Source organism: Candidatus Pelagibacter sp. HIMB1517 (genome assembly GCF_052047895.1).
Lineage (GTDB): Bacteria > Pseudomonadota > Alphaproteobacteria > Pelagibacterales > Pelagibacteraceae > HIMB114.
Genome location: NZ_JBNAIW010000001.1, coordinates 238,470 through 260,370 on the forward strand (window position 1 = coordinate 238,470; position 21,901 = coordinate 260,370).

The 21,901-nt window shown below is 30.7% G+C and carries 26 protein-coding genes; 15 read left to right on the forward strand and 11 right to left on the reverse strand.

Annotated elements, in window-relative coordinates:
* Window positions 1-2: 2 nt before the first annotated feature.
* Together hspQ and ACTTAT_RS01400 are read right to left on the reverse strand one after the other, a co-directional pair.
* Window positions 3-335 (reverse strand): heat shock protein HspQ, encoded by a 333-nt coding sequence (gene hspQ / locus ACTTAT_RS01395; RefSeq protein WP_009373166.1) that lies wholly within the window; start codon window positions 333-335, stop codon window positions 3-5.
* A 34-nt stretch (window positions 336-369) separates the two neighbouring features.
* A complete protein-coding gene (locus ACTTAT_RS01400) occupies window positions 370-1,098 on the reverse strand; it encodes a DUF3108 domain-containing protein (protein WP_440679261.1) in 729 nt (242 codons plus the stop codon).
* Here ACTTAT_RS01400 and ACTTAT_RS01405 point away from each other — a divergent pair.
* Genes ACTTAT_RS01405 through ACTTAT_RS01415 form a run of 3 tightly spaced genes read left to right on the forward strand, consistent with a single transcriptional unit; the run spans window position 1,097 to window position 2,095 of the window.
* Complete coding sequence (locus ACTTAT_RS01405; protein ID WP_440679262.1) at window positions 1,097-1,642, forward strand: septation protein A; 546 nt, start codon at window positions 1,097-1,099, stop codon at window positions 1,640-1,642. The genes ACTTAT_RS01400 and ACTTAT_RS01405 overlap by 2 nt on opposite strands.
* Window positions 1,635-1,964 (forward strand): DUF2794 domain-containing protein, encoded by a 330-nt coding sequence (locus ACTTAT_RS01410; RefSeq protein WP_009373163.1) that lies wholly within the window; start codon window positions 1,635-1,637, stop codon window positions 1,962-1,964. The genes ACTTAT_RS01405 and ACTTAT_RS01410 overlap by 8 nt, the downstream gene beginning before the upstream one ends.
* Window positions 1,961-2,095 carry a DUF2256 domain-containing protein gene (locus tag ACTTAT_RS01415; RefSeq protein WP_440679263.1) on the forward strand — a complete coding sequence of 45 codons (135 nt, stop codon included), beginning with the start codon at window positions 1,961-1,963 and terminating at the stop codon, window positions 2,093-2,095. Before ACTTAT_RS01410 ends, ACTTAT_RS01415 begins: the two co-directional genes overlap by 4 nt.
* Window positions 2,096-2,131: 36 nt before the next feature.
* Here ACTTAT_RS01415 and ACTTAT_RS01420 read toward each other — a convergent pair whose 3' ends face one another.
* Both ACTTAT_RS01420 and ACTTAT_RS01425 read right to left on the reverse strand, forming a co-directional pair.
* The gene (locus ACTTAT_RS01420; protein WP_440679264.1) at window positions 2,132-2,890 is read right to left on the reverse strand and encodes a Bax inhibitor-1/YccA family protein; all 759 of its coding nucleotides are present in this window, start codon (window positions 2,888-2,890) and stop codon (window positions 2,132-2,134) included.
* Window positions 2,891-2,969: 79 nt separating this feature from the next.
* The gene (locus tag ACTTAT_RS01425; RefSeq protein WP_440679266.1) at window positions 2,970-3,545 is read right to left on the reverse strand and encodes a YjbE family putative metal transport protein; all 576 of its coding nucleotides are present in this window, start codon (window positions 3,543-3,545) and stop codon (window positions 2,970-2,972) included.
* Between the two features lie 46 nt (window positions 3,546-3,591).
* Here ACTTAT_RS01425 and ACTTAT_RS01430 point away from each other — a divergent pair, with 46 nt between their 5' ends.
* The 4 genes from ACTTAT_RS01430 to ACTTAT_RS01445 are packed head-to-tail and all read left to right on the forward strand — an operon-like array spanning window position 3,592 to window position 6,710.
* Entirely contained in the window at window positions 3,592-4,638 is a 1,047-nt protein-coding gene (locus tag ACTTAT_RS01430) for an aldo/keto reductase (RefSeq protein ID WP_440679267.1), read from the forward strand.
* A 38-nt stretch (window positions 4,639-4,676) separates the two neighbouring features.
* Complete coding sequence (locus tag ACTTAT_RS01435) at window positions 4,677-5,135, forward strand: invasion associated locus B family protein (protein ID WP_440679268.1); 459 nt, start codon at window positions 4,677-4,679, stop codon at window positions 5,133-5,135.
* A gap of 3 nt (window positions 5,136-5,138) precedes the next feature.
* The gene (locus ACTTAT_RS01440) at window positions 5,139-6,326 is read left to right on the forward strand and encodes an argininosuccinate synthase (protein WP_440679269.1); all 1,188 of its coding nucleotides are present in this window, start codon (window positions 5,139-5,141) and stop codon (window positions 6,324-6,326) included.
* Entirely contained in the window at window positions 6,327-6,710 is a 384-nt protein-coding gene (locus ACTTAT_RS01445) for a phosphate-starvation-inducible protein PsiE (protein ID WP_440679270.1), read from the forward strand.
* A 388-nt stretch (window positions 6,711-7,098) separates the two neighbouring features.
* Here ACTTAT_RS01445 and ACTTAT_RS01450 read toward each other — a convergent pair whose 3' ends face one another.
* The 3 genes from ACTTAT_RS01450 to ACTTAT_RS01460 are packed head-to-tail and all read right to left on the reverse strand — an operon-like array spanning window position 7,099 to window position 9,337.
* Window positions 7,099-7,959 carry a bifunctional 5,10-methylenetetrahydrofolate dehydrogenase/5,10-methenyltetrahydrofolate cyclohydrolase gene (locus ACTTAT_RS01450; RefSeq protein ID WP_440679272.1) on the reverse strand — a complete coding sequence of 287 codons (861 nt, stop codon included), beginning with the start codon at window positions 7,957-7,959 and terminating at the stop codon, window positions 7,099-7,101.
* Window positions 7,956-8,243: a YggT family protein gene (locus ACTTAT_RS01455; protein ID WP_440679273.1), complete on the reverse strand. Its 288-nt coding sequence runs from the start codon at window positions 8,241-8,243 to the stop codon at window positions 7,956-7,958. The genes ACTTAT_RS01450 and ACTTAT_RS01455 overlap by 4 nt, the downstream gene beginning before the upstream one ends.
* On the reverse strand, window positions 8,240-9,337 hold the full coding sequence (locus tag ACTTAT_RS01460) for a mechanosensitive ion channel family protein (RefSeq protein ID WP_440679274.1): 1,098 nt from the start codon (window positions 9,335-9,337) through the stop codon (window positions 8,240-8,242). Before ACTTAT_RS01460 ends, ACTTAT_RS01455 begins: the two co-directional genes overlap by 4 nt.
* Window positions 9,338-9,403: 66 nt before the next feature.
* Between ACTTAT_RS01460 and tsaD the strand changes: the two genes are divergently transcribed.
* The 3 genes from tsaD to acs are packed head-to-tail and all read left to right on the forward strand — an operon-like array spanning window position 9,404 to window position 13,058.
* Window positions 9,404-10,480 carry a tRNA (adenosine(37)-N6)-threonylcarbamoyltransferase complex transferase subunit TsaD gene (gene tsaD / locus ACTTAT_RS01465; RefSeq protein WP_440679275.1) on the forward strand — a complete coding sequence of 359 codons (1,077 nt, stop codon included), beginning with the start codon at window positions 9,404-9,406 and terminating at the stop codon, window positions 10,478-10,480.
* The gene (locus ACTTAT_RS01470; protein WP_440679276.1) at window positions 10,477-10,893 is read left to right on the forward strand and encodes an EVE domain-containing protein; all 417 of its coding nucleotides are present in this window, start codon (window positions 10,477-10,479) and stop codon (window positions 10,891-10,893) included. The genes tsaD and ACTTAT_RS01470 overlap by 4 nt, the downstream gene beginning before the upstream one ends.
* Before the next feature lie 20 nt (window positions 10,894-10,913).
* Entirely contained in the window at window positions 10,914-13,058 is a 2,145-nt protein-coding gene (gene acs / locus ACTTAT_RS01475) for an acetate--CoA ligase (protein ID WP_440679277.1), read from the forward strand.
* On the opposite strand, the gene ACTTAT_RS01480 is transcribed toward acs, so the two are convergent.
* Window positions 13,059-13,361, reverse strand: a complete 303-nt coding sequence (locus ACTTAT_RS01480; RefSeq protein WP_440679278.1) for a DUF1674 domain-containing protein — start codon at window positions 13,359-13,361, stop codon at window positions 13,059-13,061.
* Between the two features lie 106 nt (window positions 13,362-13,467).
* Between ACTTAT_RS01480 and ACTTAT_RS01485 the strand changes: the two genes are divergently transcribed.
* Window positions 13,468-15,378, forward strand: a complete 1,911-nt coding sequence (locus ACTTAT_RS01485) for a sodium:solute symporter family transporter (RefSeq protein WP_440679280.1) — start codon at window positions 13,468-13,470, stop codon at window positions 15,376-15,378.
* 1 nt (window position 15,379) lies between these two features.
* Here ACTTAT_RS01485 and ACTTAT_RS01490 read toward each other — a convergent pair whose 3' ends face one another.
* A complete protein-coding gene (locus ACTTAT_RS01490; RefSeq protein WP_440679281.1) occupies window positions 15,380-16,003 on the reverse strand; it encodes an esterase in 624 nt (207 codons plus the stop codon).
* 150 nt (window positions 16,004-16,153) lie between these two features.
* On the opposite strand from ACTTAT_RS01490, the gene ACTTAT_RS01495 reads away from it, so the two are divergent.
* From ACTTAT_RS01495 to ACTTAT_RS01505, 3 genes are all read left to right on the forward strand, one after another.
* Window positions 16,154-16,408 (forward strand): DUF4212 domain-containing protein, encoded by a 255-nt coding sequence (locus ACTTAT_RS01495; RefSeq protein WP_440679282.1) that lies wholly within the window; start codon window positions 16,154-16,156, stop codon window positions 16,406-16,408.
* Window positions 16,408-18,234 (forward strand): sodium:solute symporter family protein, encoded by a 1,827-nt coding sequence (locus ACTTAT_RS01500; protein WP_440679283.1) that lies wholly within the window; start codon window positions 16,408-16,410, stop codon window positions 18,232-18,234. Before ACTTAT_RS01495 ends, ACTTAT_RS01500 begins: the two co-directional genes overlap by 1 nt.
* A 66-nt stretch (window positions 18,235-18,300) precedes the next feature.
* On the forward strand, window positions 18,301-18,636 hold the full coding sequence (locus ACTTAT_RS01505; RefSeq protein WP_440679284.1) for a hypothetical protein: 336 nt from the start codon (window positions 18,301-18,303) through the stop codon (window positions 18,634-18,636).
* Here ACTTAT_RS01505 and ACTTAT_RS01510 read toward each other — a convergent pair whose 3' ends face one another.
* The gene (locus ACTTAT_RS01510) at window positions 18,637-19,308 is read right to left on the reverse strand and encodes a 3'-5' exonuclease (protein ID WP_440679285.1); all 672 of its coding nucleotides are present in this window, start codon (window positions 19,306-19,308) and stop codon (window positions 18,637-18,639) included.
* The gene (locus tag ACTTAT_RS01515; RefSeq protein WP_440679286.1) at window positions 19,292-20,752 is read right to left on the reverse strand and encodes a DUF294 nucleotidyltransferase-like domain-containing protein; all 1,461 of its coding nucleotides are present in this window, start codon (window positions 20,750-20,752) and stop codon (window positions 19,292-19,294) included. The genes ACTTAT_RS01510 and ACTTAT_RS01515 overlap by 17 nt, the downstream gene beginning before the upstream one ends.
* 358 nt (window positions 20,753-21,110) lie before the next feature.
* Here ACTTAT_RS01515 and rpe point away from each other — a divergent pair, with 358 nt between their 5' ends.
* Window positions 21,111-21,767 carry a ribulose-phosphate 3-epimerase gene (gene rpe, locus ACTTAT_RS01520; RefSeq protein WP_440679287.1) on the forward strand — a complete coding sequence of 219 codons (657 nt, stop codon included), beginning with the start codon at window positions 21,111-21,113 and terminating at the stop codon, window positions 21,765-21,767.
* Window positions 21,768-21,901 lie beyond the last annotated feature (134 nt).

The following is a 21,901-nucleotide window of genomic DNA, read 5'->3' on the forward strand; positions in this document are numbered from 1 at the left end:
TATTAATTTGTGGATCTAAGATACAGACCGTCTTTTCCTTGTCCATTAAAGATTTCTTTCACCAATGGATGGCCAACTGGCTCGTTTCTATCGTCTAAGACTAAATTTTGTTCAGATACATAAGCTTCATAAGTGATTTCATCATTTTCTGCCAGGATATGGTAGAATGGCTGATCCTTTCTTGGTCTCACATCTTTTGGTATAGATTGATACCATTCTTCTGAATTATTAAACTCAAAGTCTACATCGTAAATAATGCCTCTAAATTCAAACAAGCGGTGTCTTACAACTTCTCCAATAGAAAATTTTGCTTTTTGAGGAATTTTATTTTTCATTAGTATTTAATAGTTAATTATCATTACTCATAAATCAAGGGTTTAAAACTGTTGATAAATACATTTTCACGGGAATAATTTTTGATTTTGCCTCAAAGTAGGTTGGCAATACATTATTATTAAATTTTGAAAAATAAATATCTAAATACCTTGAATTCAATTTTTTTTCTCTTTTAAATTTATGTCCTGAAATTGCTTTATAATTTAGTCTACAAACAAAAATAATTTTATATTCTTTTTTATTAAATTTAATTTTTGATTTATTTTTTTCTTCAGGTGTTAAAAATATTTCGTACACATCATCGCCATCATATATTCTATTTTTAAAATTACATTTAGCATCTATTTTATTACTATAAAGAATTTCACTTACAGCTGTTAATGGATCTAGTACATTTCTTAAATCTGTTTTTTTTATTAATTTGTAATTTTTACCTTTATTGAGATTAATATTGCTCAAGTCAATATCACCATTTTTAACTTTAAATTGGTAAATTTTTTCTTTATTTTTTTTTTTTAAATTAAAATAATATTCTAAATTATTTTTATCATATGTTGTCTGAATTATATTTTCAAAACTAAAAAAGTGACCAGCTAGACCTTTGCTATGAATTATAGAATAAATCTTTCCATCCTTTATATTTAACTTCAAATTTAAGAAATTTAAATTTAAACCATAAGCCTCATAATTATATTCTCTTGAAATACACTGCGAAGTCTGAAAACATAGAACAATAAATAATAATAAAATTTTTTTACACATGAATAAATCAACCTTAAAGTTTATAGCAGACTTTGGTCCGTTATTAATTTTTTTTATTTATTACAAAAAATTTGGAATGACCGAGGCAATACTGCCACTAATAATAGCTACAATAGTAGCAACTGGAATATTGTATTTTGTCGAAAAAAAAATTCCTAAAGTTCCAATAATCAGTGCAGTGATAGTCTCCTTGTTTGGTGGATTAACTCTGTATTTTGATAATAAAATATTTTTTTATATGAAGCCAACAATTGTGAATTTGCTTTTTGCATCTGTTTTATTTTGTGGAAGCTTTTTTCTTAAAAAAAATTTACTAAAATCTTTATTGGAAAGTTCTATCCAGCTTGAAGAAAGGGGCTGGGAGTTACTAAATAAAAGATGGATGATTTTCTTTATTTTTTTAGCTATCCTAAATGAGGTTGTTTGGAGAACCCAAACAGAAGACTTCTGGGTTAAATTTAAAGTATTTGGTATAATTCCAATCACATTTATATTTATGATGTTTCAAATCAATCTAATTAAAAAGTATAAAATAAATGTTTAAATTAATAAAAAATAAAAATTTTAAAGAAGAAATTTTTTTTAACAAAAAAGAATTGGGAGAAATTTTAAATATATATGGAGCCATGGTTTCAAAAGGAGAATGGAAAGATTATGCAATTTTTATAAATAAAAACATTGTTGGTTTTGATATTTATAGAAAAGCAACTGAGAAACCTTTGTTCCAAATTATAAAAAGTTTAAAAAGTAAAGTTGGGCAAAAATATCAATTAAAAGATCAGTATGGCAAAGTTATTAAATATTCTGACGAAATTAAGAATATCATCTCAGTTTTGTACAAAAGAAATATTCGCTTAATTAAGTGAAAAAGAAAGAGCACCTTCCAGAAAAAATTTGCAAAACTTGCAACCGAACTTTTACTTGGAGAAAAAAATGGGAAAAAAACTGGATGAACGTTAAGTATTGTTCAAAAAAATGCTCAAATAAAAAACCCTAGTCTAAGATTATTATTAGAACTAGGGTTTTTAAAAACTTATCTTCTTTGACCAAAAAGTCTTAACAACATTATAAATAAATTAATGAAATCTAGATATAATGTTAAGGCGCCCATAACAGCTTTTTTTGATGAAACTTCTGTACTATCACTCTCAAAATACATGTTTTTAATTTTTTGAGTGTCATAAGCTGTCAAGCCTACAAAAATTAAAACACCTAAAACGGAAACAACAAAGTAAACAGCTGGTGATTTTAAAAAAATATTTACTAATGAAGCAATTAATATTCCTATTAATCCCATTAATAAAAACGAGCCCCAACCAGTTAAATCTTTTTTAGTTGTGTAACCGTACAAACTCATAGCTCCAAAAGTACCTGCTGTAATAAAAAACACTCTTGAGATACTAGCGCCAGTGTATTGCAAAAATATTGATGATAAAGACGCTCCCATTAAAGCTGCAAAAATCCAAAAAACTGTTTGAGCTCTTTGTGCACTCATTTTGTTAATTCCAAAACTCATGTAAAAAACAATGCCCAATGGCGCAAGTGCTATAACCCACATTAAAGCTGATGAGTAAATTGCATTTCCTAAAGACGTTAGTCCTACAATGTTACCGGCTTGATCAGTCACTACAGAAAACTTAAATAAACCTAGTGCAACAAAACCAGTTAATAATATGCCTGATGCCATAAAGTTATAAACTTTTAGCATGTAACTTCTTAGACCTTCATGAACACTATCATTTGCAACCGTTGCAGATGATTGAACTCTGGCCATTCTATCTTTTAAATTCATAATCTCCTTTTAATTTTATTTATAAACTTAACATATATATGAGAAAATTTTGTGACAATTTCAAGGTGTCAAAAACCCCTTAAATCAATGTTTTTAAGTCGGAGTAAATTAAATCTATTGCAACATATAAAATGGCAATCAAACCAAGCCAAGCAATCCAAGCATACTTATTTATTAATTTCGAAACTGCATTTGCCATTGTTGCCATAAGGATAATAGATAACACTAAACCAAATATTAAAAGATCGTAATGATGTTTGGCGGCACCAGCTACGCCAAGAACATTATCTAGACTTAAACTAACATCTGCCAAAGCAATTGTACCAATTGCACTTATTAAAGATTTGTTTTTTGGGTTTATGTTAACTTCTTTTTTTTCTTCTTTCTGAATTACATCTATATATAGCTTATAGACAACCCACAATAAAACTAGTCCTCCAACTAATTGTAGTCCGCTGATTTGCAAAAGATACGCAGTTAATAATGTAAAAATTATTCTTAAAACAACAGCAGCAGTAATACCCCAAAAAAATATTTTTTTTCTAATATTTGCATCGAATTTAGATGCGAGCATGCCAATTATGATAGCGTTATCTGCTGCCAAAACTAAATCTATAAGAATTATTTGAATTAAAATAGCAATTTGCTCAGACATTAGAATTTTTATTTATAATTGTTTGATCATGGGGTAAACATTTTTAATGCTGTATAAAAAATTAGGGCATTCTAATATTAAAGTTAGTTCAATATGTCTTGGAACTATGACTTGGGGAGAGCAAAATAACCAAGATGAAGCTTTCCAACAAATGGATATGGCTTTTGATTATGGTGTAAATTTTTTTGATACTGCAGAATTATATCCAATTCCTCCCAGTGCTAACACCCAAGGTGAAACAAGTAGAATTATTTCAAAGTGGATTAATAAAAAGAAAAATAGAGATAAACTTGTCATTGCAGATAAAATTGTAGGACGATCGAATATGGATTGGTTTCGGGATAATGGAGAAGAAACAAGATTAAATAAAAAACAAATACAATTTGCTTTAGATAGATCTCTTAAAAATCTTGATACAGATTACATCGATCTATATCAATTACATTGGCCGGATCGACCATTAAATGTTTTTTCAGGTTTAGAATATCACCATAAAGACTCAAATGATGTCACTCCAATTCTTGAAACATTAAATTGTCTAACCGATTTTGTTAAAGAGGGAAAAATTAAAACTATCGGTCTTTCTAATGAAACTGCCTGGGGAACTTTTGAGTTTATTAAAACCGCAGAAATGAAAAATTTAGAAAAAATAGTTTCAGTTCAAAATCCCTATAATCTTTTAAATAGAAGTTATGAAGTTGGAATTTCAGAAATTTCAATTAGGGAAAATGTAGGCTTACTAGCTTATTCCCCTCTAGCAAGTGGAACACTAAGTGGAAAATATTTAGATGGAAAATTACCAGACGGAACTAGATTAAAACTTTTCGGAGATAGATATCCAAGATACAGAACACCTAACTCTGAACCGGCAATAAAAGAGTACATAAAAATTGCAAAAAAATTTAATCTAGATGTATGTCAGATGGCTATAAAATTTTGTGAAATTCAACCATTTGTAACTTCAGTTATAATTGGAGCTACGAAAATGGATCAATTAGAAAATAATTTAAAAAGCCACGAAATCAAACTTGATGATGAAGTAATTCAAGCTATAAACGAAGTACAATTAATATATTCAAATCCATGCCCTTAAAAAAAATAATACCTATCTTAATATTTTCACTTTTTTTCATGAACAACGTGAATGCTGAAATTAAAATAGAAAAAAGATTCAAGATGTGGGAAAGCCAGTATTCTGGGAAAGGGAAAGATAAAATTTGTTTTGCAGTGACAATGCCGACCAAAATGTCCCCTGCAAATCTAAATCGAGCTGAAAGTAGAATATTTGTAACTTTTAGACCAAACGACGGAGTTTCAAATGAAATCAGTGTTACTAATGGATATCCTTTTAAAAAAAAGAGTGATGTAAATGTAAATGTTGGTAACGCTCAATTCAAATTTGAAACAAAAGGAAACTTTGCATGGATGACAAGCTTAGATGATGAGTTAAAAATGATTAGAGCAATGAAAAAAGCAAACAAGGCACAAGTCATAGGTGTTTCATCTCGTGGAAATAAAACTCGAGATACTTATTCCATGATGGGATTTACAGACGCATATAATACAGCAAGAAAAAACTGCAAAAACTAATACATGAAAAAAATAAAAAAAATTGTATTAGCTTACTCAGGTGGATTGGATACTTCTGTCATACTAAAATGGCTTCAAGATAAATATAAAGCAGAAGTTATTTGTTACACCTCAGATCTAGGACAAGAAATTAATCGAAAAGCAATTTATTCAAATGCTAAAAAATTAGGCGTAAAAAAAATTATTATAGAAGATTTAAAAGAAAAATTTGTAAAAGACTACGTATTTCCAATGATAAGAGGTAATGCACTTTACGAAGGAGTATATTTGTTGGGTACATCTATTGCCAGACCATTAATTGCAAGAAGACAGATAGAAATTGCCAAAAAATTTGGTGCTCAGGCTGTTTCTCATGGAGCAACTGGAAAAGGGAATGACCAAGTAAGATTTGAGTTGGGTTATTATTATTTTGGTCCGAATATAAAAGTTATAGCACCTTGGAGAGATTGGAATCTTAATTCAAGAACAGCATTGATAAAATATGCAAAAAAAAATGGGATTATTGTTCCTAAGGATAAAAAAGGTGCTCCACCCTTTTCAGTTGACGATAATTTATTGCATACATCCACTGAAGGAAAAGTTTTAGAAGATCCAAAAAAAGCTGCCCCTGAATATATTTTTCAAAGAACGGTATCTCCAGAAAAAGCACCTAATAGACCAACCTTTATTACTTTGGAGTATAAAAATGGTGATCCAATAAGTTTAAATAATAAAAAAATATCACCAGCAAAACTTTTGGATAGACTAAATAATATTGCTGGCAAAAATGGAATTGGAAGAGTTGATTTGGTCGAAAATAGATTCATTGGTATCAAATCTCGTGGTGTCTATGAGACACCAGGCGGTACAGTATTATTGTTTGCAAATAGAGCTATCCAATCAGTAAATCTTGATAAAGAAACTATGCACAAAAATGATGAGCTGATGCCAAGATATGCAGAATTAATTTATAATGGTTATTGGTATTCAAAAGAAAGATTCAAAATTCAAAAAATAATCGACAAAAAAAGGTCGAAGATAAAGGGAAAAATTAAACTTAAGCTCTACAAAGGTAATATTTCAATTATATCAAGAATTTCAAAAAGCCCTTTATACTCTCTAAAAAAAGTAAGTTTTGAGGAAAATAAAACTTTTAACAAAAAAAATGTAGAGAATTTTATAAAGAAACACTGTAAGTTATTAAGGAAATAAATGAAAGATTTCATAAGAAGAATTCAGTTAGCAGGTGCAGCTATAGTTTTGGTTGCTACATCTTTAGCATTTACTCTTGAAATTATTCAAATGTATAAAGTTCAAACTATTCAGCTAGCTGATTTACTATTGCTTTTCATTTATTTAGAGGTCATGGGTATGGTCGGTAACTACTGGAGTAATCAATCTATTAGGCTTACTTATCCTTTATTCATAGCAATTACTGCATTAGCTCGTTTAATTATTTTACAAAAAAAAGATATTGATGCCTCGGTACTAATCTTTGAGTCTGGTGCAATATTATTGCTTGCTATTGCAATCGTAGTCTTGAAACTAAGAAAAAGTAAAATGTTAAAGACTAGTGTGAGTAGAGAAGATTTATAAAAAAAAATTTACAATATAATAAACCTAAAAAATTTAATTAAAAGAATTTTAAGTTACTGAAAATTCAAATATTTAATTTTAATTTTTAGATTTAAAAAAATTAACCGCAAAAATACTTAATAAACTCACTGTGCAACAAATAGTTGAGTATCAAATATTTATTATGTTGATGAATTTATTTCATTTTTTTTTAGAAAAGAAAAAATTAAGCTAATTTGATTTTAAAAAAAAATGATGATTAAGTAATTTTTGGAGGAGGTGTTTATGTCACCACCTGAAATTTAAAGAAACGGTTTTATTTACCGTATACTTTAAGTTGAAATACTTAAAATGAATTCATTTTTCTAAATGAATTCGGTCGAAAGACTATACAATAAAGGGGGCTCCTCTATTGAGGAGCATTCCCCGAAATTTTATTAAAAGCTTTCAAGGTATTTTCTAATAAACATGCAATTGTCATAGGTCCAACTCCACCGGGAACTGGTGTTATAGCTTTTACTTTATTTTGCACCTCGTCAAAATCAACATCACCTACAATTTTATTTTTACCATCGACCTCAATTCTATTAATCCCTACATCAATAATAACAGCATCCTTTTTAATCCAATTACTTTTAACCATTTTTGGTATTCCAACGGCAGCAATAATTAGGTCGGCTCTACAGCAAATTTCTTCAATATTTTTAGTTTTAGAATGAACGATAGTCACTGTACAATTTTCCTTTAATAGTAATTGTGTCATTGGTTTTCCGTTAATATTAGACCTTCCAATAACAACAGCATTTAAACCACTAAGATTCGGTACGGCTTTCTTAATTAAATAATAACAGCCAAGAGGTGTACACGGCACTAATGCATCGTTACCAGATGACAAATTTCCAACATTAATTGGATGAAATCCATCTACATCTTTTTTAGGATCTATGGTTTCAATGATGTCTCTTTGATTAATATGTTTTGGTAAGGGTAATTGAACTAAAATACCGTGAACATTATTATCATTGTTCAATTTTCTAATTTGATTTTTTAAATCCTCTTCGGAAATGCTACTTTCAAATCTTATAACAGTAGAATTAATTCCTGCTTCATTTGCAAACTTTTCTTTATTTTTTACATATATTTGACTCGCAGCATCTTCGCCTATGAGAATTACAGTTAATCCAGGTTTTTGATTACCTGTTAACTTGTTTATATCTGATTTAATTTTTGCTCTTAATTCTTCTGCAACTTTTTTTCCATCAATTATCATAGTAGTCCTAGTCCATATTCTCTTAAAAGGTTTCTTAAAAATCCTAATAATAAAAATAATATTACTGGAGAAAAGTCTAGCCCACCTATATTTGGCATCACACGACGAATTGGATTAAGCAAAGGATCTGTGAGTTTATAACTAGCTTCTAAAACTGCATAAACAAATCTGTTGCTAATGTTAATAATATCAAATGTAGTAAGCCAAGATAAAACGATGTTTATAACTAAAACAATCGAGTAAAGATAAATAATATTATCAATTAAAATAATTAATGAATTCATTTATCAAATTTCTCAACATAAATAGATTGAGATGGAAAAGCAAAAGAAGCTCCGGCATCCTCAACAATTTTTTTAATTTCTATTATGAACTTATCTTTCACTTTTAACCATTCATAATAGCTATTTGTTTGAGTGTAACATCTGACCATTATATCTATAGAGCTTGCAGAAAATTGGTTTAAATTTACTGCGTGTGGAGTTTTGGTAGATATTAAAAAGTCGGGACTATTTTCAATATATTTTAAAATATTGTTTCTTACTTTTTCTAACTGTTCAGAAGTTGTTTTATATTCAAGACCTATCAGCCAATCAATTCTACGATTTGTTGTTTCAGTTTGATTAATGACTGCTTTTTCCGCAAACTGAAAATTTGGAATTGTAGCTAAAGATTTATCAAACTTTCTAATAACTGTTGATCTAAAACCGATATTTTCAACTGTGCCCTCTATTATTCCCTCAACTACAATCCAGTCACCAACTTTAAAACGTTTTTCAACTAGAACTAAAATTCCTGAAATTAGATTTTTAAATAAATCTTGAACACCAAGTGCAACGGCAACACCAAATAATCCAAGGCCGGCAATAATTGGACCAATTTTAATGCCCCAAATTTCTAGCGTTGCTGCAAAGCCTAAAATTACTATTAAAACTTTAAGCGCTCTTAAAATCCAATTTAGCAAATCTCTAGAAAGAATTTCTTCAATACTCTTAATTAGTAATGAAGCAGGGTAAATTAACTGATGAATAAACCAAAAAATTAATATTGTGACTAACGATCTATTCAAGTTTTCTATGAAAATTGCAGATCTGCCATCAAGGTTTAAAAAAGTAGACGCGAAGAAGAAACCAAATACAACAGGGAAAAATTTTATTGGACCCTCAAGAGAAGTGGTCAAACTATTATCAAAATTGTTTGTGCTTTTAGACACATAAATTTCAATTTTTTTTACAATAAATCTTGAAACAAAACTTCTTAAAAGAAGAAAAATAAAAAAAACAAATAAAGCGATTATTATATCTGTAAAACTCGCTCCAGATACACCTTCCTTCCAAACATTAGTCAAAAGAACAAAAAATTTGTTAAATACATCCATGTTAATTTTGAAATATACGTGTAAATTGTTCTAATCAAGACAAAATTCTAATAACGAGCATAGTTAATGAAAAAGGATTTAATTTTTTTAGGCATAGAAACTAGTTGTGATGAAACAGCCGCTGCATTAGTGAAAAAGTCAAAAAATGAAAAAGTAAAAATACTATCCAATGTTGTATCTAGCCAAGAGATAGTTCACAAAAAATTTGGCGGTGTTGTACCCGAGCTAGCAGCAAGAGCCCACTCTGAAAAAATAGACCTTATTATAAAAAAAGCGATTAAAAAAAGTAAAGTCAGCATTTATCAAATAGATGGTGTGGCTTGTACTGCGGGTCCAGGTCTTTTGGTTTGTCTAATGGTAGGGATGACCGCCGGCAAAACAATCGCAAGCGCTTTAAAAAAACCTTTTTTTGGGACTAATCACCTTGAGGGTCATGCACTTACTATGGGTTTAATCAAACCTATTAAATTTCCATACTTATTATTATTAATATCTGGTGGTCACTCACAATTTTTATCGGTTGAAGGAGTGGGAAAATATAAAAGATTAGGCACCACAATAGATGATGCATTAGGTGAAGCGTTTGACAAAACTGCTAAAATTTTAGGAATAGAATTTCCTGGTGGTCCTAAGATTGAAACATTTGCAAAATTTGGAAATGAAAATAGTTTTGATTTACCAAAACCTATTTTGCATAAATCAGGATGCAATATGTCATATGCTGGCTTAAAAACTGCAGTGCTGCATTCATCCAAAAATATTAAATCAAAACAAGATAAATATGATTTGGCCGCTTCTTTTCAAAAAACAATAAATGAAATTTTAAAAGTAAAATGTAAAAAAGCGATTGAAATGTTTTTAGAAAGACATAAAAAAGTTAAAAATAAAAATTTTGTCGTAGCTGGAGGAGTGGCGTCAAATCAATCAATAAGAAAAACGATCAAACAAGTTTCTTCTACATTAAAGTTTAATACGCACTTTCCACCATTAAATTTATGCACTGATAATGCTGCAATGATTGCCTGGGCAGGACTACAAAATTACGAAGCTGGAAAAAAACCCAACTTAAAAATAATTTCACAACCAAGATGGCCATTAGATCAAAAAGCGCCTTTCATGAAAGGTACAGGATTAATTCTATGAAAAATTATTGGTTAGTAAAATCTGAACCAAATGTGTGGTCAATTGATCAACAAAAAAAGTCAGGATCAAAAGGAACAGTTTGGGATGGCGTGAGAAATTATCAAGCAGCAAATAATCTTAAGGCAATGAAGAAAGGTGACTTATGCTTTTTTTATCATTCTAATATTGGAAAAGAAATTGTTGGAGTTGTAGAGGTCATCAAAGAACACTTCATAGATCCAACGGATAAAGAAAAAAGATTTGTTGCGGTGCAATTAAAATTTAAACAAAAATTAAAATCTCCAGTAACTTTAGAAAATATCAAGCAAAACAAAGAGCTTTCTAACCTAGCTTTGATAAAGCAAAGCCGACTTTCAGTGATGCCAATAGACTCTAAAAGCTGGAAAATAATATGTAAGTTGGGTAAAATTTAAAAAAAATTTAAGGGGGCACAGTGGCAAAAAAAAGAAAGAAAAAAAAAGTTTCTAAAAAAAAGAAATCTGTAAAAAAAGCGAAGAAGAAAAAAGTTTCTAAAAAAAAGAAATCTGTAAAAAAAGCGAAGAAGAAAAAAGTTTCTAAAAAAAAGAAATCTGTAAAAAAAGCGAAGAAGAAAAAAGTTTCTAAAAAAAAGAAATCTGTAAAAAAAACCAGTCAAAAATCAAGCGGGGAAAAGATATTTAAAGTTCCATCATCCTGGTCAAAAAATGCTTTGATAGATAAAAAAGGCTATGAAAAAAAATATAATGAGTCCGTTAAAAACAATGAAGCTTTTTGGGCAGAAGAAGGGAAGCGAATTGATTGGATTAAACCTTATACTAAAATTAAAGATGTAACTTACAGTAAAAACAAAGTTGATATTAAATGGTTTTATGATGGAACGCTAAATGTCTCATATAATTGTATTGATCGACACCTACCGCATAAAGCAAATGATACTGCAATAATTTTTGAAGGTGATGAACCAACTGTAGATAGCAAAGTAACATATCAAGAATTAAAGAATGAAGTTTGTAAATTAGCAAATGGAATGAAGGAAATTGGTGTTAAAAAAGGAGATAGGGTTACAATATATATGCCAATGGTTCCGGCTGCAGTTTATGCAATGTTGGCTTGTGCGAGAATTGGAGCAGTTCACTCAATTGTTTTTGGGGGTTTTTCTGCAGACTCACTATCTGGAAGAATTCAAGGGTGTGACTCTGAATATATCATAACAGCTGATCAAGGAGTTAGGGGTAAAAAATCTATTCCTTTAAAAGGTACAACTGATGAAGCATTACAATCATGTCCGTCTATAAAAAAATGTATTGTACTTAAACATACTGGTGCTGATGTAAACATGGTTGAAGGAAGAGATGTTTGGTACCACGACTTAGTACAAAACCAATCTACTGAATGTGAGCCAGAAGAAATGAATGCTGAAGATCCTTTATTCATTCTTTATACATCGGGTTCTACTGGAAAACCTAAAGGTGTTCTTCATACTACAGGTGGTTACTTAGTTTATGCATCAATGACACATGAATATATTTTTAATTATAAACAAGGAGATATTTATTGGTGTACTGCAGATGTTGGATGGGTAACAGGACACAGCTATATTGTGTACGGCCCATTATCGAATGGTGCTACAACATTAGTATTTGAAGGAGTACCGACATATCCTGATGCAGGAAGATTCTGGGATGTTATTGATAAACATAAAGTAAATATTTTCTATACTGCTCCAACAGCATTAAGGTCCTTAATGAGAGAAGGAGAAGCTCTAGTAAAAAGATCAAGTAGAAAATCTCTTAAGGTTTTAGGATCAGTTGGAGAACCTATTAACCCAGAAGCTTGGTTATGGTACCACAAGGTTGTTGGTGACTCTCGATGTCCAATTGTTGATACTTGGTGGCAAACAGAAACGGGTGGAATTTTAATTTCAGCCCAACCTGGTGCGATAGATTTAAAACCTGGTTCTGCAACAAAACCATTTTATGGTGTTCAGCCAGCTGTTGTTGACGATAAAGGAAACGAACTGAAAGGAGCTTGTGAAGGAAGACTTTGCATGAAAGACTCTTGGCCAGGTCAAATGAGAACTGTTTATGGTGATCATCAAAGATTTATTGATACATACTTTTCAACCGTTGACGGAATGTATTTTACTGGTGATGGATGTAGAAGAGATAAAGATGGATATTACTGGATCACAGGTCGAGTAGATGATGTGATTATTGTATCAGGTCACAATCTTGGAACTGCAGAGATAGAAAGTGCATTTGTTGCTCATCCAAAAGTAGCAGAGGCTGCTGTAGTTGGTTATCCTCACGACATTAAAGGTAACGGACTATATTGTTATGTTACACTTAATGCAGGAGAAGAAGGTTCAGATGAATTAACCAAAGAATTAAAGCAATGGGTAAGAAAAAATATTGGACCACTTGCAACTCCAGACTTAATTCATTTTACTCCAGGTTTACCGAAAACAAGATCAGGTAAAATTATGAGAAGAATTTTAAGAAAAGTTGCTGAAAATGATTATAGCAATTTAGGAGATACCTCGACTTTAGCTGATCCTTCAGTAGTACAAAGTTTAGTCGATAATAGATTAAATAAATAGTTAAAAATCGGAAACAATTCCTTTTTTTTCCCAATCTCCATAACGAGTTGGTTCAGGGCCTTCGGGCCCTCCATATTCTTTTTGAGTTTGCATTAACTTAGTAATTTCTTTCATTACATTTTCTCTTTGCTCTAATAGCGCGTTAAACTGTGCATCACACTTTGAAATTGGAACAGGATACCTGCTTATAGTTTCGTTAAGCTCCTTTAATTTATTTTCTAACTCACCCAAAGATAGGTTTTGTTTTCTAGATGAAGCCTCATTTAAAGCTATTTTAGCTAAATCATCAAAGTTATTGGACATTCTTCTTAATTATAATGAAATGCTGTATTCATCAAAATAAAAGTTTATATGTTGCTGGTTTTTTAACTAAAAGATATTAATCAAAACTAATAAAAAAGTAATTAATATGAATTATTGGATATTTGGGTTCTTATCAATTTTTTGGATAGCATCTATTGCAATAGGGTGGAAATTTAAAAGTTCTGAGCAAAATGTCTCTGACTTTTTAATTGGTAAGAGAAAGTTAAGTTTTTTTATTTTTATTTTTGCAATTACATCGATCTTGATCACGAATGTAAATTTTTTTAGCCAGTCAAGTTTAAATCTAGATATAGGTTTTATGGGTTCCTATCTCGCATTCACTGTAATTATAACATCAATAGTAAGTATATTTTTTATGAAGAAACAGTGGGTTTTAAGTAAAAGGTTTGGCTATATTACTCCGGCAGAAATGTATGGCGACTATTTTAAAAGTAAATTATTTCAATACATCATTATTTTAATCTCAATTTTTTTTATTATTCCATTTGTTGGACTTCAATTGTCTTTAAGCGGAAAACTACTTAGCATCATTACAGAAAATTTATTAAGCCCTGTGATTTCATCATGGGTAATAGGACTTATCATCTGTATTTATGTTGGTTTGGGCGGGACTAATTCAGTTGCGCATAATAATGCATTCAAATTTATAATCATAATTTTTGGTTTAATTATTTTAGGTCTTATCTCCTATAATCTATCCGGAGGTTTTATGTCATTAAACCAAACTTTAGCTAAACTATCTCAATTAAAAGAAAGTAGTGAAGCAAATACAATATCATTATTTTATATTCCTGAAATTATAAACTCTGGCTCTGGTTATAATTTAGAAGATGAAAAAATAAACTGGTCTGGAACTTTAATATTTGGATTTGTTGTTTCAACAATTGGTATTTTTTGTTCACCTGCTTTTTCGATGTGGTGTTTTTCAAGTGAAAGTCCTAAACCTTTTGCAAGTCAACAAGTTTGGGTTACTACTTTTTTAATAGGTTTTATCTTAATATTTTTTGTTACCTTTGTGGGTGTTAGCGCACATATTCTTGGGTCAAATTCAATCGTGAATGATGTGGGAATAAATGTTTCTAAATTTTTATCAGAGAATATTGAAAAAAATAATTTTGATTTAAATTTATTTGCAAATTACGGCATGACAATAAAAGAAACATCGCCATGGTTATTTTCAATTTTAGTCATAAGCGCATTTGCAGTTCTTCAATCAACAGCAGCCGCTTTCATTTCAACAACGGCTGGTATTTTTTCTAGAGATGTATACAAAAAAATATTTAACCCTAAGGCTTCGCCTCAATCTGAAATATTGGTAACGAGATTGTCTATTCTATTAATAGCTATACTATCCCTAATACTTGTAACTTTTGCTGATAAGATAATCTGGGTATTAAATAGTTTTTCTATTTCACTTGCTGCTCAGATGTTAATTCCGTTGATTGCCATTTGTTATGTACCCTGGTTTACCAAAGAAGCGGTTTTGTCAGGGCTAATAGGAAGTTTTTTTATTTTAATTCTTACAGATCCAGCGGGTCATTTAATATTAGGTAAATTTTTGCCGTGGGGGCCATGGCCACTTACAATTCATTCATCAGTTTGGGCGTTAGTGGTAAATTTAGGCCTAGTGGTTGGAGTTACCTATATAAAACAAAATCCAATAGACCGAGTTCATCGTCAAAAATATTTTGATTATATTGAGGACCAAGCGGGTATTGCCCACTCTAATCGTCATTTAATGGTGACCGCTTTAACACTAGGAGCCTTTTTAATATTATTTGGATTTGGACCAGGAGCTTCTACAGGAAATAGCCTGTTTGGAATTCCAGATGATCCTTCGACCTGGTCATTTGGTTTGCCTTCTATTTGGGTATGGCAAATATTATTTTGGGCTTTCTTTGTTGGTTACACATGGTTTCTTGCTTACAAACTGGAGCTGTCAACTGAGTCTGATAAAGAAGTTGTTTCTTTATCTGATGATTATGGTCAGAAATAAATTAAAAATTTAATAATTTAGAGAACTCTTTTTCAATATTTTTCCACTTAAGATGAATTGAATTAAGAACAATATTTCGATCCTGTTTTTTTAATTCGTCTGCTATCGGAGCCCAATAGTACAAAGCAAGTGAACTTTCTTTAAATGGTTTGTTTTGAAAAAAAGATTTCAAGTCAATACTTTGTAATCTTAAATGAAACTCTTTAATTTTATCATCTAGAAGTTCTTGCTTTAAACCTTTTTCAATTTCAGCATCTAAAATATCTTTGTAAAAATTTTCTAATTCTAAATTACTAAATTCTTTTTTATAAAGGTTTTCAATTACAGAATGTGAATATAAAGTTAGGTCCTGAAGTGCGACTGTATAAATATTCCACGTAGCAATATTTAAAGAGTCTATAAATTTTTGATCATCATGCATCTTTACATAGAGTGTGCCCATTCTATTTCTTACATACTCATACAATGTTTGTTGAACAACTTTTGCAGACTCGTTTCTTATGTATTGGGCTAATTCTTTATTATTAGAAATTTTTTTTGATTGAAACAAAGCGGCAATTGGATGAAGAAGGTACTCTTTTGTTGCATCAAATCCTTTTTTTATATCTTCAATTTTAAATTTCATTTTTTTAATTTTATAACGATATATAGTTTTGCGGTGCAAAAATATACCACCAAATAATGATTTTTGGTAAGACGTTACACTAGATTTTTAAAGCTCAGTAAGTAGTATTCTGATCCAAGTTATAACTTAACAATCAAAGGGAGAAAAAATATGGCAAACAAAGCCGAAGCGCATTGGGCAAAAACCAAGTCTCTGATGTTTTTAACATTGGCGATATGGTTCTTTTTCTCAATCGTTATCTTTATGTTTGGAAGTTCTCTTAACAATGCTTCGTTCCTTGGTTACCCATTAGCATACTACATGTGTGCACAGGGTTCTTTAGGTGCGTTCGTCATTTTAATTTTTTGGTCATCTGGCCGTCAAAATAAAATTGACGAAGAGCATGGATATGGGGAGGACGACTAATGTTTAAAGGTAACTTTATTGACAACTTACCTAAAATCTACGGTACATATACTGGTGGATTTTTAGTATTTTGTTTGTTGATGGCACTATTAGAAGCTAATGGTGTATCAGCAAAAACAATTGGTATCCTATTCTTAGTATTTACCATCGCAATCTACGCGTTGATCGGAATTTTATCACGAACAATGCAGGCCGATGCTTACTACGTTGCAGGAAGACAAGTGCCAACCGTATTTAACGGAATGGCAACGGCAGCTGACTGGATGTCAGGTGCATCTTTCGTAGCAATGGCAGGAGGTATCTTCTACGGTGGTTACACTTATATGGCATTCCTAGTTGGATGGACAGGTGGATACGTTCTAGTTTCTTCACTATTAGCACCATACTTAAGAAAGTTTGGTTGCTACACAGTTCCTGATTTTATCGGAACTAGATACGGTGGAAACTTCGTTAGAGCCTGTGCCGTGTTAGTATTAGTTTTAGCATCGTTCACTTACGTGACAGCTCAAATTAACGCTACAGGTACAATTGCATCTAGATTCTTAGGAATTCCTTTTGAATTAGGTGTATGGGTAGGATTAGTAAGTATCTTATTATGTTCTATGTTAGGTGGAATGAGAGCCGTGACTTGGACTCAAGTTGCTCAGTATATCGTTCTAATCATAGCTTATTTATTACCAATCTTCTGGTTATCAAATAAGTTTGGTTTCGGATTCTTCCCACAGTTTATGTTGGGAGATGAAGTTGCTAGATTAGGTGAGCTTGAACAACAATATGGTCTAGTTAAAAACTCTGCTGCAGCAGTAAAATCAGCTGGTGTACCAGGTGGATTAAAATCTATCTCTGTATCACACTCTGGCGTTGCTGAAGGCGGAATGGCTGCTTGGAAATTTATCTCACTTGCAATTTGTATGATGGTAGGAACTGCTTCTTTACCACACATCTTGATGAGATATTTCACTACTCCAAGTGTGAAATCAGCTAGAAGATCAGTGGCTTGGTCACTATTCTTTATCTTCTTGTTGTACTTCTCAGCACCAGCTTTAGCGACACTTGCTAAAATCTCAATCTTAGATCCAAACTTAGCGACTGGTATTATCGGTAAGTCAATTGCTGATGTACAGTCTATTGCTTGGGTTAAAGAATGGATTGCGGTGAAACAAGCTTACATAGCTGACTTTAACGGTGATGGAATACTTCAATTGAACGAATGGTTCATGAGAGGTGACGTGATCGTTTTAGCTACACCTGAAATGGGAGGATTACCATACGTAATTTCTGGACTAGTTGCTGCCGGTGGTATGGCTGCTGCAATGTCTACAGCGGATGGATTAATTCTTGCAATTTCTAACGCTCTGTCTCACGACGTTTACTACAAAATAGTAGACCCGAAAGCAGACGTTGCTAAGAGGTTAATCGTAGCTCGTATTCTACTTGTTGTGACAGGCGCTTTTGGTGCCTACATCGCATCAATGAGACTTACAGGAATATTAGGATCAGTAGCCTGGGCATTCGACTTTGCAATGTCAGGACTATTCTTCCCATTAGTTCTTGGAGTATGGTGGAAGAGAGCAACTAGACAAGGTGCAATAGCAGGAATGTTACTTGGACTTGGAGCTGGAACTGCATATCTAATTTATGTAGCTCCTGCATTCATGGGCCAGCCTCCAATTCTTGGAATTGACCATTTAAGATTTGGTCTAATTGGTGCACCTGTTTGCTTGATTTCGATGGTTGTAGTGAGTTTAATGACTCCTGAACCAGATGCGAAAACACAAGCAATGGTCGACGAAGTGAGAATACCTTCAGGAAAGACTGTCCTATAGGTCATTCACACTAAATAACTATTTACTCACGGGCGATATTTTATAGTATCGCCCGTGTTATTTTAAATGTCCCCAATTGTAATTTTAATAGACTACTTTTTAGGTTTAATTATGTGGACCTTAATTGGCCGAGTTGCCATGAACATCTTTCAAAAGGAAGATAGTAATTTCTTTTTTATGAAAGTCTTTGTCCAATTAACCAATCCATTTATTAAAATGTTTGATAGAGTTACACCATCTTTTCTAATCAAACCACTTGTTCCATTATATGTTGCATGGTTTTTTTATATGTTTAGATTTTATGTTATGCCTTATTTATTAGGCTATTCAGTTATGGGGATGCTATCATTTCCTCTTGAAAGTGAAATTGCAAGATCGCTATCAAATTTATTCAATAAATAATTAATTATTAATAGTTTTATTCAATAAAACCTTTTGACCAAATTTTGAAATATTTAAAATCTCTTTAATATTTTGCACCTTAGATTTTTTTAATAAATGAATGAACAATCTTGCAGTAATAATTGAATCTCCTAAAGAGGAGTGCCTGAGCTGATCATGATGGGTTATATTTAGTTCATCACAAAGTACGGATAATTCGTAGCTCTTTAAATCAGGATAAACACCCGCAGAAAATAAAACAGTATCTAACTTTACCGCCTCTCTTATTCGACTCTCAAGCTTAGTATGAGAAAGATTACTAATTAAAAAATTACAATCAAATTTCACATTATGCGCAACTAATACAGACCTTTTAAAAAAACCTCTGAACTTACTCTCTAAATCATAAATATTAGGTTTGCCCCTAACCATTCTATTTGAAATATGGTGTATCTGTTCATTCTCAGGTGTAATCTCAATCATTGGATCGCAAAATTCATCTAATTTTCCCTCTGTATCAATTTGAAAATTTTGCACTTTTACACCTGATACTGAAATAATTTTATCACCATTGTTATAATTAAGGCCTGTAGTTTCGGTATCAAATACAGAAAAAGTAACGTCAGATATGTCAATCTTATTTACAAATTCAATATTTATTAACTTCTTAATTGGACTAAAAATATTCCTCACTAAAATCTACCCTAACCTTATCTTTAAGTTTTTTAATTCTTTTTAAATACATTTTTAACATTCTAACTTCTCTGTCTGTAAGTTTATAAACATCTATATAGTTTCGCACTGATAGATTTTGCTTAGCTCTTTCAAACTGATTTTTTAATAGGATTAAAGATAAAAATTTGTGTGCATTACTAAAAAAATCAAACTCGTTTTCAGTAAAGACATCTAAGCTTTTTAATTTATCTAAACGTTCCTGCGTTGAAATTTCTTCGATTTGATACTTAACAGAGTAAAGTCTTATAGACTCTACTAGGGGGAGTGTTCCTGTATGTTTGAGGTTAAATAAACCTTTATTTTCTTCATCATCTTTTTCTAAAACAAAGTTTCCAAATATATTTAGTCCTGCATCAGAATTTTCTTCATTTTTATACATAAACTTTTGGAGATACTTATTATCTAAAACATTTAATAAAAATTTTCTTAAATCTTGCGCTAAACTAGCATCACCATACACCGATCTAAAATCATATAACATTTCAATATAACGCATGGACTGTTGTGATAAATTTTTAGTCCAGTCTTCAAGCTGGCTTTTCCAACCATTTAGACTGTGCCTCCAAAGAGGGTTTGAAGCCATAAGGTTACCTTTACAAAATGGAATATCACAATCGTCTAAAATTTTTGTAAAATGTTTTGAAAGTTCTTCAAAATATAAATCCGTTTCTTTACTTTCATCTCCAGAATAAATGATCCCATTGTCTTGATCAGGATGTAAAAAGCTTTCCATTCTTCCGCCAGATCCCATGGTAATGACACTAAAATTTGGAACAGTAAAATTTTTAAATTTTTGTGATATTTCTTTTTTTGCAATATTAACTGATCTTAAATAAATTAAATTATTTAAAAAACTTAACAGATAAGCAATATCACCTGGGGCTACATTTTGCTGCAGTAGATTCTCAACTAAGATTGGTTGGTATTTTTTAATATTGATCAATCCTTGAATATCATTTTCATCCTGAGTCAGTGAATCAATATGCGATATGGTATTACCTAACTCAGCAGACAATGCATCTGATAAATTTAAAATACCAATAACTTCTTTGCTGTAATCATTTATGACAGGAATATGAGTAAAATTATTTTTTCTCATTATTCCTACTGCATGAAAAAGTAAATCACTGATGTTTACATAAATTACTGGTGAAGTCATGATATCTTTGACTTTGATTTCTTGACCAAATTTTGGAACAAATTTTTTAAAAATATCTTTAAGTGTTACGATGCCAATAATTTCGTCATTTTTATTTTGGGCAAGAATTGTTTCTTTGTTTTGATCAACGGCTCTTTTTACAGCATCTACAACTAAATCATTTTCATTTAGACAAATGTAATTTGACGATACGAAATCACCAGATTTTTTTGTAAATAATTCAATAGTTTTTTTTTCATTCATTTCGTAATAAAATAGTATTTTAAATGATAAAAATTTTGTTTTGTATTTTCGTATTAGTTTTAGTCATACAATTTATCAAAAAAAATATTATGAAGATAGGTTATATAGATAACAGATTGAATTCAAATAATTTTTGGATGCTATCATATGATTTTAAAAATAAGTCAGAAAAAAATAGAGAGCTTATGATTATAAAATCAAAAAATTTTCGAGACAAATTAGTAATGATTTACTATTCACTTCACGTTTGCTTATTTATTGCAACTTGCATGCTATTTACAGTCTTAATCGATATAATTTTAGCCACTGGTTCTTAAAAAGAATTTTTCAAATTTTCAAAATAAGTTAAAAGATAATTATGAACCAAATCAAAATTTCTCCATCAATTCTATCCTGTGATTTCAGTGAAATTGGTAGTGAAATTGAGAAACTAAACAATTCAGGAGCTGATTTAATACATATTGATGTTATGGATGGCCATTTCGTTCCAAATTTAACTTTTGGACCTCCAGTAATTAGCAAAATAAGAAAATGCTCGAAACTTCCATTTGATGTTCATTTAATGATATCTCCAGTGGAAAAATATATTCAAGATTATGCTAATGCAGGTGCTGACATCATAACGTTTCATCCTGAAGCAACTGACAATATTCAAAGAACTATCGGTGTTATAAAATCCTGTGGAAAAAAAGTTGGTATTTCATTAAATCCTGAAACTCCAAGCACTGTTATAGAAAATTATCTTAAAGAAATTGATTTAATTTTGATTATGAGCGTTAACCCTGGATTTGCAGGGCAAAAATTTATGCCAAAAGTTTTGGAAAAAGTGAAATTTTTCAGATCTAAAATTAAAAGTGAAAATCTTAATATCGATATTGAGATTGATGGTGGTATAGATTTTAAAACTGCACCACTAGCGATAAAAGCAGGTGCAAATATTTTGGTTTCAGGAACAACTATCTTTAAAGGTGAAAATAATATTTCTGAAAATATTAAAAATTTAAGAAAGCAATAAATGAATCTTAGATTCATTAGGTTATTTATTTATTCATTATTTAATCTTTTTTTAGAGAAAGTGAGGAAAATATATTTTACCACACAATATTATAATAATAGTTTAAAGGTTACTCCTCCGTCTAGAAGTTATGA